Raw genomic sequence first — 14047 nt, forward strand, 5'->3', positions numbered from 1 at the left:
GTTCTTGGTAAGGCCTATAACACCATGCTTTGCAGCGGTGTATGCGGAGTTGCCTGGAGCAGCAACAGTGCCGTGAATGGAGGCAATATTAACGATGGCGGTCTTGGAAGGATCCTCCTGCTTGAGGAACTGCTCGATCTGGTAGTGGTTGCCATAAGCAACCCCAGAAAGGTTAATTCCAATAACGCGATCCCAGTCATCAAGGTCCATTTCACCGACCTTGTTATCCTTGCCGCCAATGCCGGCATTGTTTACTGCTAGGTGCAAAGCGCCGAACTTTTCGACGGCAAACTCTACGGCCTTTTTATTATCCTCGCGGGAGGAGGAGTCCATCTTCAGAGCTGCAGCTTCGCCGCCTGCTTCCTGAATGGCAGCAACGACCTTCTCTGCGCCTTCAGAATTAATATCGGTAACAACAACCTTAGCTCCACGGGCTGCAAGGTCATTGGCGATTCCTTCACTAAGTCCGGATGCTGCGCCGGTAACGAGAGCTACTTTTCCTGAAAAATCATTTTTTGGTGGACATGATATTCCGTTCTTCTCTCACAATTTTCGTTGTGTGAGGTGTTGACCTTGTCGGTAGTTCCTATTATAAACACATCTTTGGTGATGTATCAACAAAAACCTTTAAGGCATTAAAAAATCCCCTAAAACCACAGCTCAGAACAGGTGAGTGGTTTTAGGGGAAGGCTGACGCTAAAAAATATTAAGCGTCAGGGAAGCCGGAAAAACGGGTGTGTAGCACTGGCTCATCACGCGAAAGCGCTAGACCTTCCCAAGGCAAAGTAACCAATTGCTTAGTCAAGTAGTCGCGAGATTCTTCCAAAGTTGGTAGGCCAGGAACAATCTCACCATCGCGCATAAGTGGGATGGTCAATTGCACAACATTAAGCTTGCAGGTATCAGGGGTGTCATTGTTGAAGGGGTAGATGACCTCTTCAATCGCGGTACCAGTATCGCGGTGGGTGCGCACAGCACGCTTGGCACCACCATGGCTTTCCTTATTGCGGGAACGCTTGGCAACGGGGTGGTCATTAACCTCAACCAGCTTATAAACCAAGCCTGCAGTTGGTGCGCCGGAGCCGTTTACCACAGAGGTACCTACGCCGTACACATCAACAGGTTCCCCGCGCAGACCGGCGATGGCAAACTCATCAAGGTCGGAGGAAACCACAATCTTGGTGTTGTGGGCATTAAGATCATCAAGCTGCTTACGCACCTTACGTGCCATCACACCGAGATCGCCGGAATCAATACGAACGCCACCAAGTTCAGTGCCAGCAACCTCAATGGCAGTGGCAACGCCTTGGGTGATGTCGTAGGTATCAACTAACAAAGTGGTTCCAACGCCAAGGGACTCAATTTGGGATTTAAAAGCAGCAGCCTCATTAGGGGTGCCGTCTTCATTGATGTGCAGCAAAGTCCATGCATGTGCTGAAGTGCCGGAGGCTGGAATGCCATAACGATAAGCAGCTTCGAGGTTTGAGGTGGCAACAAAACCAGCCAAGTATGCAGCACGTGCAGCAGTCACGGCAGCGTATTCATGGGCACGACGAGATCCCATTTCAATAATAGGACGTCCATCAGCTGCGGTAACCATACGAGCTGCAGCCGAGGCAACGGCGGAGTCCGCATTCATGATGGATAGGATCACAGTTTCCAAAATGACACATTCTGCAAAGGTTCCGCGCACAGTAAGCAGTGGGGAATTAGGGAAGTAAATTTCGCCTTCGCGGTAGCCGTCGACTTGGCCCTTAAAGCGGTAATTACGGAGGTATTCCAGGGTGGTTTCGTTAAGGAAATCGAGATCAGCCAGCTGTTCTTCGGTGAATACAAAGTCCCGGATCGCATTCAAAACGCGGGCGGTACCTGCAACAACACCATAGCGACGTTCATTGGGAAGCCTGCGGCTAAAGACTTCAAAGGCTGCTGGGCGCTCTGCAGTGCCATCTTTAAGTGCAGCTTCAAGCATGGTCAGCTCATATTTATCGGTGAGCAGTGCGGTGGAGCGATTAGCCGGAATGGAGGAGTTGTTTAGATTCACCTTGTCGATTCTACGGAATTTGTGGCACTAATAGTGAACTCGACCACTACCCAGACGTGATCTCCACTATATGAAGCTCCCACACCGATGGCCTCATAGATGGGCGTTAGCAGTACATCACGGTGCGCTGGGGAGGCTAAAAGGGTATCGACAATATAGTCAGCGTTGGCCTGCGCATAGGGCATATTAATTTGAAGTACCACCAAATTGCCCTCCGGATCAGCAACCGGCCCCTCAGTTTTGGTGGCGGCATTTTCTTCTGCTTCCTTTTGGGCTGCGCTGTGCAGGTTTACCTCAGGAGTCAGTGGGATTAACCCATGTGGAGAGCGCTCATAATTAATTTTGTTGATTACATCGGTACGAAGTTGATCAAGTACCGGGCTCTGCGAAGGGTTACCATTGGAGGCTGCATTAAAACCGATGATGGCTGTAAGCAGAATTGACAAGATAGGAATAGCACGGGCAAGTGAGCTGATGATCTCAGCATAGGAAGGAGCAACACCAAATTGTTGCAGCCACGTACGCACTTGAGTGTCTAGGCCGTACATTTGTTTTTCCTTCCACAACGCTTGTTTTCACCGTGGGCTAGAGTCTTAACATTAGCCTTAAGATTTGCTAAAGAGGGTGTCTCAAAGTTGAGCCAAGACTATCAGAGCCGGCACGTGGCGGTGGGCGAACTCCAGTGCCTTACCGGAAATTACCCCAGGAAACTAGTTCTGCGCTGCGCTCATGCAGGGTAGTTGACTAGGCTATTTGATATGAACAGGCTTAACCACATTCACGCCACCCAGGCGATTGAACACACCGAGATTCTCGCGGTGGCAGATTCACCGGTGGCCTCCATGCCGTCAGCACCCATTGCAACTCCTGATGTGGAAGTAAATGTCCACACCCTATCCAGCGAGAATTTGCCCTGGTTGTGCATTGTGTGGGATGACCCCGTGAATTTGATGAGTTATGTAACCTACGTCTTCCAAACCGTGTTGGGCTTTAGTAAAAAGAAAGCCACAGAGTTAATGATGCAGGTTCACACCGAAGGTAAAGCGGTTGTGAGCTCGGGGGAAAAAGACAAAGTGGAAGGCGATGTAAAAAAGCTGCACACCGCTGGACTATGGGCCACCATGCAGCAGGCCGGCTAGGAAAACATATGCAACAGTGGAAAAAGAAAAAAGGTTTGAGGCGCCAAGCTCGTTTTAGCGTGGTTTTTGAACCCATGGAAAGAGAAGTACTGGGTGATCTTTCGGCCGCAGTTTCTGAAGCTTTAATCCAGCGGGCGCAATCAGTGCCTAAGGACCCGTTGGCAGAACTTACTGGCATGGTCGGTGGGCACAAAGAGGCCCCTGAAGATCCGGCTCTAGCTCGACTGTTGCCAGATTTTCAGCACGCTGGCGATGAGGAATATGAAGGAGATAATTCCTTCCTCCGTTCCCTCCATGAGGGCGATATTACGCGGGCAAAGTTGGCCAATTTGAGGGTCATTAATGATGCTCTCGGCCCCGATGGAAATGTTGCAGTCAATGCCTCTGAGGAAGAAGCCCACGCCTGGTTGGCAGCACTAAATGATATTCGCCTCTACGTTGCCTCCGGCGAGCTTTATGGCGGGGAAAGTGCTGCCGCGGAGCGCGAAAACCTGGTGCAGTGGCTGGCTTATAACCAGGAATCCTTGCTTGAAGCGATGATGGATTAACATGAGTGCGCTTTTCGACGTCCCGGGGTTCCTTTTAGGCCACGTGAGCAAGGGGGATACCGGTTGCACCGTGGTTATTGCACCTAAAGGTGCAATAGCAGGCGTCGATGTGCGAGGTGGCGGTCCAGGAACCCGGGAAACTGACCTTTTGGAACCGCATAACACCGTCCAAGAAGTTCATGCGGTGGCTTTATGCGGAGGTTCGGCCTTTGGGCTGGCTGCTGCCGACGGTGTGATGCAGGCACTGGAGCAACGCGGCATCGGTTTTTCAGTGGGCGAACTAAAAGTGCCAATTGTGCCGGCTGCTGTCATTTTTGATCTTTTTGTCGGCGATCCCCACAATCGCCCCGCCGCTGCCGATGGCGCGGCTGCCGTAGAAAATGCCTTTGCTGGTGCTGATACACAATCTGGAAGTATCGGCGCAGGCATGGGCGCAACTGCTGGAAGATTGCGCGGTGGTTTTGGCCAAGGTGCACGCCGGGCAGGGGAGTACGTCATGGCGGCAGCAGTTGTGGCGAATCCGGTGGGGGAGGTAATCGACCCAGAAACCGGGCGCCTTTATGGGCGGCCGAGTGCTGCGGCGGTGAACGTCGACAAGCTAAAAAAGCTGGCGCCTGCGACGACCACGCTGAATACCACCATTGGTGTGATCGTTACCTCGGCGCCACTGACTAAAGCGCAAACAAAGCGCGTGGCTTTGGCGGCGCATGATGGCTTGGCACGGGCAGTAAGGCCTGCTCATTCGCCCTTTGATGGGGATACTTTCTTTGCCATGTCCAGTGGTGATGGCAGTGGGGTGAGCGCGGAAGTGCTGACACAATTGTGTGCGCACGCTGCTGATTGTGTGCAGGACGCTATTATCGACGCCATAACTTCCGCGAGTCCGGGACTCGGACTACACACTTTTAGGGAACTAGCAGATGAGTTATAACAGCCCCTACCACAACACCGGTTTTGGAGCTTCAGGTTTTAACCCGAATACCTCCGGCCCGCTGCGGCCGTGGAATAAGCCAAGCCCGCAGCTTAATCAGCAACTGAAAAATAAGTCCTCGCTACGCACCGGATTTAGTTTTGCCATCGGATTTGTGGTGGTTATTTGGGTGGTGCATTTTGCTAATTTTCTCACCGGCGGATTGCTGAGCTATTACGGAATTCACCCGCTTGACCCCAGCTCCCTGTGGCATATTTTTACCTCGCCACTGTTACACGCCAACTTAGAACACCTCATCGGCAATACCATTCCCGGTGCAATTTTCTGCTTCATTATCGGCATGAGCGGTAAAAGGGTGTTTTGGGAGGTAACCCTTATCGCAGGCCTTGTTGGGGGCCTTGGAACCTGGTTCTTTGGCGGCATCGGCACCAACCACATTGGCGCCTCTGGTCTGATTTATGGCTGGTTGGGATATCTGATTGTGCGTGGCATTTTTAACCGCGATTTTAAGCAATTCCTCTTAGGCGTAGCGCTGGCCTTTATTTATTCCGGTCTTTTCTGGGGTCTGTTGCCCACCCAACCAGGTGTGTCCTGGCAGGGGCATCTGTTTGGAGCAATCGGTGGCATTGGTGCCGGAGCTTTTATTACTTCCGATGATCCCGCTGCGCTCAAAGCTAAAAAACAACAAAAGAAATTAGAGCAAAAGCGCCAAAGCCGGGGGTTTTAAGCTTTTGCACTTTTGAGCTTTTGTGCTGCGGAGAACTCTGGTGCAATTGCTTACATATATATTGCGGAGCGACTAAGATTAGTTGACATGCCAAGCGAAAACACCGAATCCAATGACATCTGGCTGACTCAAGAGCAACAAGACGTTTGGCTTAATGTGTGGTCCCTGCGGGTGTGGCTGCCTGCGCGTTTAGATGCTCAGCTCAAAGAATCCGCTGGGATAAACAACTTTGATTATTTTGCGATGGCGCAGATTTCCATGGCGCCGGATCGTAAACTCCGCATGAGCGAGTTGGCTGAACTCTCAGATATGACCCTATCTCACCTCTCCCGCGTGGTCACACGTTTGGAAAAGTCCGGGTGGGTGAGGCGTGAACCGGACCCCGATGATGGTCGCGCGACTGTCGCGGTGCTGACCGATGCAGGATGGGACAAGGTTGTTGCTGCAGCCCCCGGCCACGTACAAGAGGTACGTCGACTTGTTTTTGAAAACCTTGATGATAATGAACTCAAGGTGCTAGGCAGCGCTATGAAGAAAATTGTGGCGGCGCTAGATCCTCCACGCATGCCACAGGTTTAGGCAGCTGTTTAGGAGATGTACACAATGGCGTTGTTGCCACCGGAACAGGTGACATAAGCGCCATTGTCCTCGCAGCTGAGGGTGTAGGTTTCTCCAGTCACCGGGCTGGTAGCCTGAATCTCGCCGGAGAGCTCATCTGTTTCTAGATAGTGGGTAACAAAAGCATCGCGGACGGCACGGGCAAATTCTGCCGAGGTAACCACAGAACCCGAATAAACATTATTGAGGTTTCCTGCATCTGCCAATGACGCCGCCGCGTCATTTGCCGGCATAGCTTCCGCTGGCAGCTCTGGTTGTGCAGGACGGCCGGTGGCTTCGGTGCTTTCTGCTGTCTCGGGGGAGGTGGCGTTTGCTCCAGCGGAGGCGCCCTCCGCTGAGCTGTCTGCGGGCAAGGTGGGCTGAGTTTCAGAAATAGAGGCTTCTGAATTCAATGCTGAGGTTTGTGATTCTGAACCTTTAAGACCAAGCAAAAGCCACACACCTGCAGCCACAATGATGAGGATCAAAACAGACAATAAAGCGATCATGGGCCCATTGCCACGGCGATGTGGTGAGCTGGGCTTATTTCCGGCGTCACCAAGATTAATTGCTTGCGGAGTTGCCCGCACCGGTGGGAATTGTGTGGTCTCTGGATCTACAGAATCAGCCATGGCCATATTGTGGCACATTGCCGCAGCATAAAAAGGAATGCTGGCCGGGGATGGCGGAAAGAATTTTAAGGTGTGCCTAGTATGAATAGCGTGACTGATTACAGCGGTTCAATGATTGAACGTCCCATGCCCGGTGCCGATGCACCAATTGGCATTTTTGATTCAGGTGTTGGCGGACTAACAGTGTCGCGCACAATTATTGATCAGCTGCCCCATGAATCAATTATTTATATTGGCGATACTGCCAACGGCCCCTATGGTCCACTGCCGATCGCCAAGGTACGTGAACATGCACTGCGCATTGCAGATGAACTGGTTGAACGTGGCTGCAAAATGATTGTGATCGCCTGCAACACTGCATCTGCGGCCTTTTTAAGGGACGCCCGGGAGCGTTATGACGTCCCCGTGGTGGAGGTTATTTTGCCTGCCGTGCGCCGTGCAGTTGCTGCCACCCGCAACGGCAAAGTGGGCGTGATCGGCACCGTCGGAACCATTAATTCTGGTGCTTACCAGGATCTTTTTGCAGCCAGCCCCTCCATCGAGGTCAGCGCCACTGCCTGCCCACGTTTTGTGGACTTTGTGGAGCGTGGCATTACCAGCGGTCGCCAGATACTCAATATTGCAGAGGATTATTTGGCTCCGCTGCAGGCTAAAGGCGTAGATACTCTCGTGCTTGGGTGTACTCACTATCCTTTGCTCTCCGGTGTTATCCAATTGGCCATGGGCGATCATGTGACTTTGGTGTCCAGTGCAGAAGAAACCGCCAAGGATGTGCTGCGTATCTTGAGCGAGCGTGATCTTTTAGCAGACCCAGATATGCATCCAGAGCCCACCTATAGCTTTGAGTCAACCGGCGATCCGGAAATTTTCGAGCAACTTAGCCGCCGTTTTTTGGGGCCGATTGTGTCTCAGGTGAGGAAAAACGAGGGATAAGTGCAGGTGTGTGGTTAATCCTGGAATTAAGCCTGGGGTTAAATGCTCACAATTCGGTGTTTATTCCCCGGAAAAGTTCACATGAACTGTCAAGTCATGGCACAGTATCCCTATGAGACTTACCATCCTCGGAAGCTCTGGAAGCGTTCCTGCTCCAGGTAACCCAGCATCTGGATACATGATTAATTCTCCAGATTCCCCATCTTTGATTATGGACATGGGACCTGGAGTCCTGGCCTCTTTACAAGAGATCCAAGATCCTTCCGACGCGCATGTGACCTTCTCCCATCTGCACACCGATCACTGCGCAGATTTCGCTTCCTTGCTGGTGTGGCGCCGATTCCACCCCACCAAAGCCGCCAAAAGCCGGAACCTGCTTTTCGGTCCACAGGATACTCCCAACCGTCTAGGTCGCCTCAGCTCTGATGAACCAGAAGGTGTGGACGATATGTCTGATACTTTCGCCTTTGATGCGTGGAAGGAACGTCAGCCACTGCTAATCGATAAATTCACGGTGACCCCTTTTAGGGTTGTTCACCCTATTGAGACCTATGCGCTGCGCGTTGAGGAACATAACACCGGTGCAACGGTGACCTATTCCGGCGATAGCGCTTATACCGAAGCTCTCATTGATGCTGCCCGCGGTGCTGATATTTTCCTCTGCGAGGCAACGTGGGGTGCCAGCTGTGATGGCAAGGCACCTGGCATGCATATGTGTGCCCAAGACGCCGGCAAACTTGCCGCCGCCGCAGGAGTAAAGAAGCTGGTTATTACCCACATTCCGCCATGGGTTGAAGCCGATACCGCCGTAGCTGCCGCCGCGCAGTACTTTGACGGCCCCATTGAACTGGCCCGCCCGGGGATGCACTTCGACATTTAAAGTGGGGCGCCCGGGGTGCGGCGCCACACCCGCGCCGTAGCCAAAAACGCTTCTCGACGTGCTGCCGCGGAAATCATAAAGGTACCCTGTACCTTATGACTTCATCTTCAAGCTTTACCCGTTTTGATGGCCGTGCTCAGGATCAGATGCGTGCCGTCAAAATCACCCGTGGTTTTACTTCCAACCCTGCAGGCAGTGTGCTTGTAGAATTCGGCAACACCCGCGTTATGTGCACCGCCTCTGTGGAACAGGGTGTTCCTCGTTTCAAGCGTGATTCCGGCGAAGGCTGGCTCACCGCAGAATATGCCATGCTGCCTGCTGCAACTGCAGAACGCAATCGTCGTGAGTCCATGGCCGGCAAGGTTAAGGGCCGCACCCATGAGATCTCTCGCCTCATCGGCCGCTCCCTGCGTGCTGCTGTTGACCTTTCTGAGCTCGGCGAAAACACCATCGCCATTGACTGCGATGTCTTGCAAGCAGATGGTGGCACCCGCACCGCCTCCATCACCGGCGCTTATGTTGCACTGGCTGATGCCATCAAGGTTCTTCAGGATCAGGGTGTAGTTCGAGGTAACCCCTTGCTTCCTCCAGTAGCTGCTGTATCTGTTGGTCTTGTCGACGGCAATATATGCCTTGACCTTCCCTATGAAGAAGATTCCCGCGCCGATGTTGACCTCAACGTGGTCATGACCGAGGGTGGAGAATTTGTAGAAATTCAGGGTACCGGCGAAGCTACCACCTTCAGCCGCGAGCAGCTCAACTCAATGCTTGATTATGCAGCTAAGGGCTGCAAGGAGCTCATCGCCGCCCAAAAGGCAGCACTGGGAATCTAAATGAAGCTTCTCCTTGCCTCAAACAACGCCAAAAAGCTCAAAGAATTGCAGCGCATTCTGGATCAAGCAGGCCTTGATTCTGTAGAGCTGCTCGCTTTGGCTGATGTAGCTGCCTATGATGAGCCCATTGAAAACGGCCGTACCTTTGCAGATAATGCACTGATCAAAGCGCGGGCCGGGGTAGCACATACTGGACTTGTCACCATTGCCGATGACTCCGGTATTTCCGTCGAAGAGCTCAACGGTATGCCCGGTGTGCTGTCTGCGCGCTGGTCCGGCGCACATGGCAATGATCAGGCCAATAATGATCTCCTTCTGGCTCAAATGGCAGACGTTCCTGATGAGCGTCGCGCGGCAGCCTTTGTCTCGGTATGTGCTTTGGTGCTGCCAGATGGTCAAGAATTTGTCCAAGAAGGTCGCTGGGAAGGCACCCTGTTGCGGGAGCCACGGGGAGAGAATGGCTTTGGCTATGATCCGCTATTTAAGCCCGCTGAGGAAGGAATCCGCAGCTCGGCACAGCTTTCTGCAGCGGAGAAGGATGCTTTATCCCACCGCGGCAAAGCCCTACGCGGTTTGGTAGAAATCCTGGCCAAACTACCTGCTTAAAAATAACAAAAGGCTAACACCTCACATTTGAGGTGCTGGCCTTTTGCTGTACTTGGTTTTAAGAATCGAGCTGGAAGGCAGCGATTACTTCTTTGCGGCGGTTGTGCTCAATAAAGAAGGAAAGAAATGGAACCACACCAGCAATTGCAGTGGTGAACCAACGAATCGGCTCCCAGCGCGCCTTAAGTCCCAAGTTCAGGGTGGTGAGCAAATAGATGATGTAAGCCCAGCCGTGGAAGATAGCGATAAACGTAGCCCAGCCAGGCATCTCCATACCCACGATGTACTGCAAAACCATGCGCAGGGTCAGCGCCAGCAGAAAAACACCGGTGATCCATGCTGCAATTGAAAACATGGTGAGAGCTTGGCGAACGCGCTTTTTACGTTCGGGGTGAATCGGGGTGGTGGTTGACACTTAAAACTTCCTTGGGGGATTGGGGTGAAACTTAACTAGGAGAGTAGTCGGCTGAGCAGTGCGGAAAGTTCCACGTTTTTAAGCTTGTCGACGCCTTCTCGCACGAGGATCATTAAGCCTATTAAATTCTTCGACATCCAAGGTTGGTCGTTCGGGAAGGAAAGACTCATCAATTTCTTTGACCCCTTCCTCCTGTACCAAGCTGGGACGCTGTGAAATGAATTCATCTCCAGGGGCGACAACTCGCTCGCTCGCACTTTGAGCTTCTAAGTTCTCCAGCTCGATGGATTCATTTTCATATTGCAAGTACTTGCGATAGGCGTAGACCAAAAAGCCACCGATGACTGGCCATTGGAAGGCATAGCCCAGATTCTGGAAGGTGCCAGAGCCGGATTGAAAACGCGACCATTGCCACCAAGCGAGTGCAATAGCAATGCAAAAACAGATGATCAAAAAGACAATATGACTTAGTTTTACGGTCTTCTTTTGCTTTGTTCCGACGCTGCCTGGCTCGCTCATAGAACGCTATTCTAGCTGCATTTTTGTGATAAGCGAATTTCCTGCGGGTGCAATTAGTCACCCTGCATTATTTGATTTGAGGCAAGACCATGTATAGTAAAACCCGCACTAAGCGCTTGTGGCGGAATTGGCAGACGCGCTGGATTTAGGTTCCAGTGTCCTAGGACGTGAGAGTTCAAGTCTCTCCAGGCGCACAAAATAAAAGGAAGCCCCGGTTTTTACCGGGGCTTCCGTTTTTGTTTTACTTCAGGCCAGCTTCTACAGAAGCGACATCAGTAATGGTTGCAATGTTGGTCAGAGCGTAGCTCAATGCCGCCTGGTGCCACTCAGCGTTAATGCTGGAGGTTGCATCGGAGACAATGGCTGCGTTGTAGCCGTAGTCAGCAGCATCGCGCACAGTGTGCTCAACGGCCATGTTGGTCCATACGCCGACAACGATGACATTCTCGATGCCCAGGTTACGCAGCATGGCGTCCAAGCTGGTGCCGTGGAAAGCGCTCATGCGCATACGGTCAAGCACGATCTCATCATCGCGAACCTCAATGTCCTTGAGGATTTCTGCACCCCAAGAACCATCCTTGAGGGACTCAGGTCCAATGAGGTTAAAGATTGGTGCGTTGGAGCCGCCAACTGGACGCTGTGGGTAGGAAATGATGCGGTTGTGGAAGATTGGTGCGCCCGCCTTGCGAGCAGCTTCCAAAACGCGGTTCACATTATTAATGACATCCTGCTGGGTTGCGTGCTCAGCAGCGCCAAAGTCAGCAAAAGCGCCTTCAGCAAGAACGTTGTCATTTTGCATATCAATAACGAGGACGGCGGTTTTTGCAGCTGCAAAATTAATCTCAGACATGAGTCTCCTTGGTTTTAGTTCCCATCACACGGGGGAGGGATACGCAACTATATTACATGTAATATAGTTTAAGCTGGAGTTATGCCAACCACTCAGCGAGACTACTTGTCCATACTTACAAGCCATGAAACTCGATTGTGGAACAGCGTGGAAAGAGCTCTTCGTCAATACGATGGGCCACTGAGCATGGCGCGTTTCCACACCATGGATTTCATTTCTCAACATGATGGCCAAGTGCGCATTCAAGAAATCTCTGCCGGTGTTGATATCACCGTCGGTGCAGCAAGTCGTCTGGTGGACCGTATGGTCACTGACGGTCTTTTGATTCGTACTTCTGATGCAAGTGATGGTCGCAGTACTTTCATCAGTCTAAGTGTTAAAGGTCGCGCAGCCTTTGCTCGTACCCAAGAGCTTTTGGATGACATCCTCGCAGAGATCTTCAGCGAGGTGAACCCGGCAACAATCACCGCAGTTACTGAAGCTCTTGGAGAAATTGACCAATCATTAAGGAAATTTGAGGCTTAAAAACAATGAGCGAACTAATGAAAGCAGTGGTCCTCGACGGTCCAGGTGATCCCTCCGCACTGAAATTGCGTCAGGTGCCTCGTCCAGTACCGCAACCGGGCTGGGTGCTTATTCAGGTGAAATCCTTTGGGCTTAACCGCTCTGAATTACATTTCCGTCGCGGCATGGGATCTTTTGGATCTTTCCCACGTATTCCAGGCATTGAAGCAACCGGTGTTGTTGTTACAGCTCCCGGCGGAGAATTTGAGCCTGGAACCCAGGTCGTTGCAATTATGGGCGGCATGGGGCGCACCATTGATGGTGGTTATGCAGAGTATGTTTCGGTACCTGCTGAGATTGTGATTCCCTTCCGCAGTGAGCTCAGCTGGGAGGCTTTGGGCGCACTGCCGGAGATGGTGCAAACGGCAAATGGTTCACTTCAGGTTGGAGTTGGCGCTCAAGCGGGCGATACCCTTTTGATTCGTGGTGGCTCCTCGGCTGTGGGGCTGGCTGCCACTGCCTTGGCTAAACATGCTGGCATTAAAGTCATTTCCACCACCCGCAATCCTGCTAAGACCGATCAGCTTCACGCTGCTGGCGCAGAATACGTCATTATCGACGATGGAGAAATCTTTGAAAAGGTCCGGGAAATTTGCCCCGATGGTGTAAATGGAGCCATCGAGCTGATTGGCACCAACACCCTGCCAGACACTCTTAAAGCCACGGCAGTCCATGGCACCGTGTGTTTCACTGGCATGTTGTCAGATCAGTGGACTATTCCTGATTTTTATCCGATGGACTATATCCCCAATGGTGTGCGCTTAACGGCGTACTCCGGTGAATCCAGTGATCTCACCGCTAAAAGCCTCCAAGGCATCATCGATGCTGTGGCTGCGGGTGAGCTCTCATTCCCCATGGGGCATGTTTATCAGCTAGATGAGATTGTGCAGGCGCATGAGGATATGGAATCAGGTGCCGTTACCGGCAAATTAGTGGTACTCAACCCCTAGAAGTAGATGCCATTGTTGGCAAGCCAGGTTTGAGGGTCCACGGCGCCGTAGTTTCCGGAGCCTGCAGGGTGGATCTCAAAATGGAGGTGGGAGCCGGTGGAGAATCCACGGCTGCCCATGCCGGCAATTTCTTGGCCGGCATAAACCCGCTCGCCGACGGAGACATAGAGGTATTCCATATGTCCGTAGATGGACATGGAACCATCATCGTGCTGGACTCGAATCCATTGTCCATATCCGGATGCTGGGCCGGAGCTGATGACAGTGCCATCCATGACAGAGTAGATTGGGGTGCCGATGCTGTTGGCAATATCAATTCCGGTGTGGGTGGTTCCCCAACGAGCGCCAAAACCTGAGGTTAGAACTCCGGTGGTGGGGCTGGCAACAGTTTGGCCGGTGGTGGCAGCAGCTTCAGAAGAAAATGGAGAGTAGGTGCCCACCTGGGCGTTAGCTTGTGGGATGGTGCCAAGCCCAGCTGTGGCGATGGATGTCGCTGCTAGCGCGAGGAGACCGAGTCTGCGGTTAAGAACGGGATGCATGAGAATCCTTAATGTTGGATAGTTAGTTTTGGATTAGATCATTTCGTAACCTATCCGTTATCAAGTTGTGACCACGCTAGGGGTTCCCAACCCTAAAAGTCCAACTTTTACCCCAAAAAGCCGCCATATTCAGATCTAATATGACCTTTTGCAATCCCCTTAGCTGGCCTCCGGCCGAAAAATGTTAGTTCTATCACTTTCGGTCGCCTTTAAAACAGGCTCTGGCTGAAACTGGAAAAACCCACCACATAAAAAAGAGTGTGAGAATAACCCCTTGCGTAGTTAGCTATGAAAAGAGCCACAGAGCTGCGCAAATGCTAAAAACTGGCACCTCGTCAAA

Annotated in this window: 19 protein-coding genes and 1 tRNA gene; 12 read left to right on the plus strand and 8 right to left on the minus strand. The window is 52.1% G+C overall.

Annotation, left to right across the window (positions count from 1 at the left end):
- From SFC07_RS00005 to SFC07_RS00015, 3 genes are all read right to left on the minus strand, one after another.
- The coding region (locus SFC07_RS00005) for an SDR family NAD(P)-dependent oxidoreductase (protein ID WP_411206740.1) at nt 1-531 on the minus strand (531 nt) is incomplete at its 3' end.
- Nucleotides 532-706: 175 nt separating this feature from the next.
- Nucleotides 707-2044 (minus strand): nicotinate phosphoribosyltransferase, encoded by a 1338-nt coding sequence (locus SFC07_RS00010; RefSeq protein WP_411206194.1) that lies wholly within the window; start codon nt 2042-2044, stop codon nt 707-709.
- Nucleotides 2041-2592, minus strand: a complete 552-nt coding sequence (locus tag SFC07_RS00015; RefSeq protein WP_411206195.1) for a CAP domain-containing protein — start codon at nt 2590-2592, stop codon at nt 2041-2043. The genes SFC07_RS00010 and SFC07_RS00015 overlap by 4 nt, the downstream gene beginning before the upstream one ends.
- 294 nt (nt 2593-2886) lie before the next feature.
- Here SFC07_RS00015 and clpS point away from each other — a divergent pair, with 294 nt between their 5' ends.
- The 5 genes from clpS to SFC07_RS00040 all read left to right on the plus strand — a co-directional run bounded on the left by clpS (nt 2887) and on the right by SFC07_RS00040 (nt 5968).
- Complete coding sequence (gene clpS / locus SFC07_RS00020; RefSeq protein WP_411206741.1) at nt 2887-3183, plus strand: ATP-dependent Clp protease adapter ClpS; 297 nt, start codon at nt 2887-2889, stop codon at nt 3181-3183.
- An 8-nt stretch (nt 3184-3191) separates the two neighbouring features.
- Entirely contained in the window at nt 3192-3731 is a 540-nt protein-coding gene (locus tag SFC07_RS00025) for a DUF2017 domain-containing protein (RefSeq protein WP_411206196.1), read from the plus strand.
- A gap of 1 nt (nt 3732) precedes the next feature.
- Nucleotides 3733-4662, plus strand: coding sequence for a P1 family peptidase (locus tag SFC07_RS00030; protein ID WP_411206197.1), 930 nt, complete (start codon nt 3733-3735; stop codon nt 4660-4662).
- On the plus strand, nt 4652-5389 hold the full coding sequence (locus SFC07_RS00035; RefSeq protein ID WP_411206198.1) for a rhomboid family intramembrane serine protease: 738 nt from the start codon (nt 4652-4654) through the stop codon (nt 5387-5389). The genes SFC07_RS00030 and SFC07_RS00035 overlap by 11 nt, the downstream gene beginning before the upstream one ends.
- A gap of 87 nt (nt 5390-5476) precedes the next feature.
- Nucleotides 5477-5968, plus strand: a complete 492-nt coding sequence (locus SFC07_RS00040) for a MarR family winged helix-turn-helix transcriptional regulator (RefSeq protein WP_411206199.1) — start codon at nt 5477-5479, stop codon at nt 5966-5968.
- A gap of 8 nt (nt 5969-5976) precedes the next feature.
- Here SFC07_RS00040 and SFC07_RS00045 read toward each other — a convergent pair whose 3' ends face one another.
- Nucleotides 5977-6618 carry a hypothetical protein gene (locus SFC07_RS00045; RefSeq protein ID WP_411206200.1) on the minus strand — a complete coding sequence of 214 codons (642 nt, stop codon included), beginning with the start codon at nt 6616-6618 and terminating at the stop codon, nt 5977-5979.
- An 81-nt stretch (nt 6619-6699) separates the two neighbouring features.
- On the opposite strand from SFC07_RS00045, the gene murI reads away from it, so the two are divergent.
- The 4 genes from murI (at nt 6700) to rdgB (ending at nt 9870) form a co-directional block, all read left to right on the plus strand.
- Complete coding sequence (murI, locus tag SFC07_RS00050) at nt 6700-7551, plus strand: glutamate racemase (protein ID WP_411206201.1); 852 nt, start codon at nt 6700-6702, stop codon at nt 7549-7551.
- A gap of 112 nt (nt 7552-7663) precedes the next feature.
- Nucleotides 7664-8431 (plus strand): MBL fold metallo-hydrolase, encoded by a 768-nt coding sequence (locus SFC07_RS00055; protein WP_411206202.1) that lies wholly within the window; start codon nt 7664-7666, stop codon nt 8429-8431.
- Nucleotides 8432-8526: 95 nt separating this feature from the next.
- On the plus strand, nt 8527-9264 hold the full coding sequence (gene rph, locus SFC07_RS00060) for a ribonuclease PH (RefSeq protein WP_411206203.1): 738 nt from the start codon (nt 8527-8529) through the stop codon (nt 9262-9264).
- A complete protein-coding gene (gene rdgB, locus SFC07_RS00065; RefSeq protein WP_411206204.1) occupies nt 9265-9870 on the plus strand; it encodes an RdgB/HAM1 family non-canonical purine NTP pyrophosphatase in 606 nt (201 codons plus the stop codon).
- 58 nt (nt 9871-9928) lie between these two features.
- Here the strand turns inward: rdgB and SFC07_RS00070 are convergent, their stop codons facing one another.
- Entirely contained in the window at nt 9929-10285 is a 357-nt protein-coding gene (locus SFC07_RS00070) for a DUF3817 domain-containing protein (RefSeq protein WP_411206205.1), read from the minus strand.
- Between the two features lie 78 nt (nt 10286-10363).
- Nucleotides 10364-10804 carry a hypothetical protein gene (locus tag SFC07_RS00075; RefSeq protein WP_411206206.1) on the minus strand — a complete coding sequence of 147 codons (441 nt, stop codon included), beginning with the start codon at nt 10802-10804 and terminating at the stop codon, nt 10364-10366.
- 112 nt (nt 10805-10916) lie between these two features.
- Here SFC07_RS00075 and SFC07_RS00080 point away from each other — a divergent pair.
- Nucleotides 10917-10998, plus strand: a tRNA-Leu gene (locus SFC07_RS00080).
- Between the two features lie 47 nt (nt 10999-11045).
- Here the strand turns inward: SFC07_RS00080 and SFC07_RS00085 are convergent.
- Entirely contained in the window at nt 11046-11654 is a 609-nt protein-coding gene (locus tag SFC07_RS00085; RefSeq protein WP_411206207.1) for a cysteine hydrolase family protein, read from the minus strand.
- A 147-nt stretch (nt 11655-11801) separates the two neighbouring features.
- Between SFC07_RS00085 and SFC07_RS00090 the strand changes: the two genes are divergently transcribed.
- Together SFC07_RS00090 and SFC07_RS00095 are read left to right on the plus strand one after the other, a co-directional pair.
- Complete coding sequence (locus SFC07_RS00090; RefSeq protein ID WP_411206208.1) at nt 11802-12179, plus strand: MarR family winged helix-turn-helix transcriptional regulator; 378 nt, start codon at nt 11802-11804, stop codon at nt 12177-12179.
- 5 nt (nt 12180-12184) lie between these two features.
- Entirely contained in the window at nt 12185-13168 is a 984-nt protein-coding gene (locus SFC07_RS00095; RefSeq protein ID WP_411206209.1) for a zinc-binding dehydrogenase, read from the plus strand.
- On the opposite strand, the gene SFC07_RS00100 is transcribed toward SFC07_RS00095, so the two are convergent.
- The gene (locus tag SFC07_RS00100; RefSeq protein WP_411206210.1) at nt 13165-13707 is read right to left on the minus strand and encodes a M23 family metallopeptidase; all 543 of its coding nucleotides are present in this window, start codon (nt 13705-13707) and stop codon (nt 13165-13167) included. The genes SFC07_RS00095 and SFC07_RS00100 overlap by 4 nt on opposite strands.
- Between the last annotated feature and the right edge of the window lie 340 nt (nt 13708-14047).

This window comes from Corynebacterium callunae (assembly GCF_046592015.1).
GTDB lineage: Bacteria > Actinomycetota > Actinomycetes > Mycobacteriales > Mycobacteriaceae > Corynebacterium > Corynebacterium callunae_A.

Excerpts from the sequence above, each read along its gene's own strand:
- SFC07_RS00015 (WP_411206195.1), bottom strand. The coding sequence starts at position 2,592 with ATGTACGGCCTAGACACTCAAGTGCGTACGTGGCTGCAACAATTTGGT.
- clpS (WP_411206741.1), top strand. The coding sequence starts at position 2,887 with ATGCCGTCAGCACCCATTGCAACTCCTGATGTGGAAGTAAATGTCCAC.
- SFC07_RS00025 (WP_411206196.1), top strand. The coding sequence starts at position 3,192 with ATGCAACAGTGGAAAAAGAAAAAAGGTTTGAGGCGCCAAGCTCGTTTT.
- SFC07_RS00030 (WP_411206197.1), top strand. The coding sequence starts at position 3,733 with ATGAGTGCGCTTTTCGACGTCCCGGGGTTCCTTTTAGGCCACGTGAGC.
- SFC07_RS00035 (WP_411206198.1), top strand. The coding sequence starts at position 4,652 with ATGAGTTATAACAGCCCCTACCACAACACCGGTTTTGGAGCTTCAGGT.
- SFC07_RS00040 (WP_411206199.1), top strand. The coding sequence starts at position 5,477 with ATGCCAAGCGAAAACACCGAATCCAATGACATCTGGCTGACTCAAGAG.
- SFC07_RS00045 (WP_411206200.1), bottom strand. The coding sequence starts at position 6,618 with ATGGCTGATTCTGTAGATCCAGAGACCACACAATTCCCACCGGTGCGG.
- murI (WP_411206201.1), top strand. The coding sequence starts at position 6,700 with ATGAATAGCGTGACTGATTACAGCGGTTCAATGATTGAACGTCCCATG.
- SFC07_RS00055 (WP_411206202.1), top strand. The coding sequence starts at position 7,664 with ATGAGACTTACCATCCTCGGAAGCTCTGGAAGCGTTCCTGCTCCAGGT.
- rph (WP_411206203.1), top strand. The coding sequence starts at position 8,527 with ATGACTTCATCTTCAAGCTTTACCCGTTTTGATGGCCGTGCTCAGGAT.
- rdgB (WP_411206204.1), top strand. The coding sequence starts at position 9,265 with ATGAAGCTTCTCCTTGCCTCAAACAACGCCAAAAAGCTCAAAGAATTG.
- SFC07_RS00075 (WP_411206206.1), bottom strand. The coding sequence starts at position 10,804 with ATGAGCGAGCCAGGCAGCGTCGGAACAAAGCAAAAGAAGACCGTAAAA.
- SFC07_RS00085 (WP_411206207.1), bottom strand. The coding sequence starts at position 11,654 with ATGTCTGAGATTAATTTTGCAGCTGCAAAAACCGCCGTCCTCGTTATT.
- SFC07_RS00095 (WP_411206209.1), top strand. The coding sequence starts at position 12,185 with ATGAGCGAACTAATGAAAGCAGTGGTCCTCGACGGTCCAGGTGATCCC.
- SFC07_RS00100 (WP_411206210.1), bottom strand. The coding sequence starts at position 13,707 with ATGCATCCCGTTCTTAACCGCAGACTCGGTCTCCTCGCGCTAGCAGCG.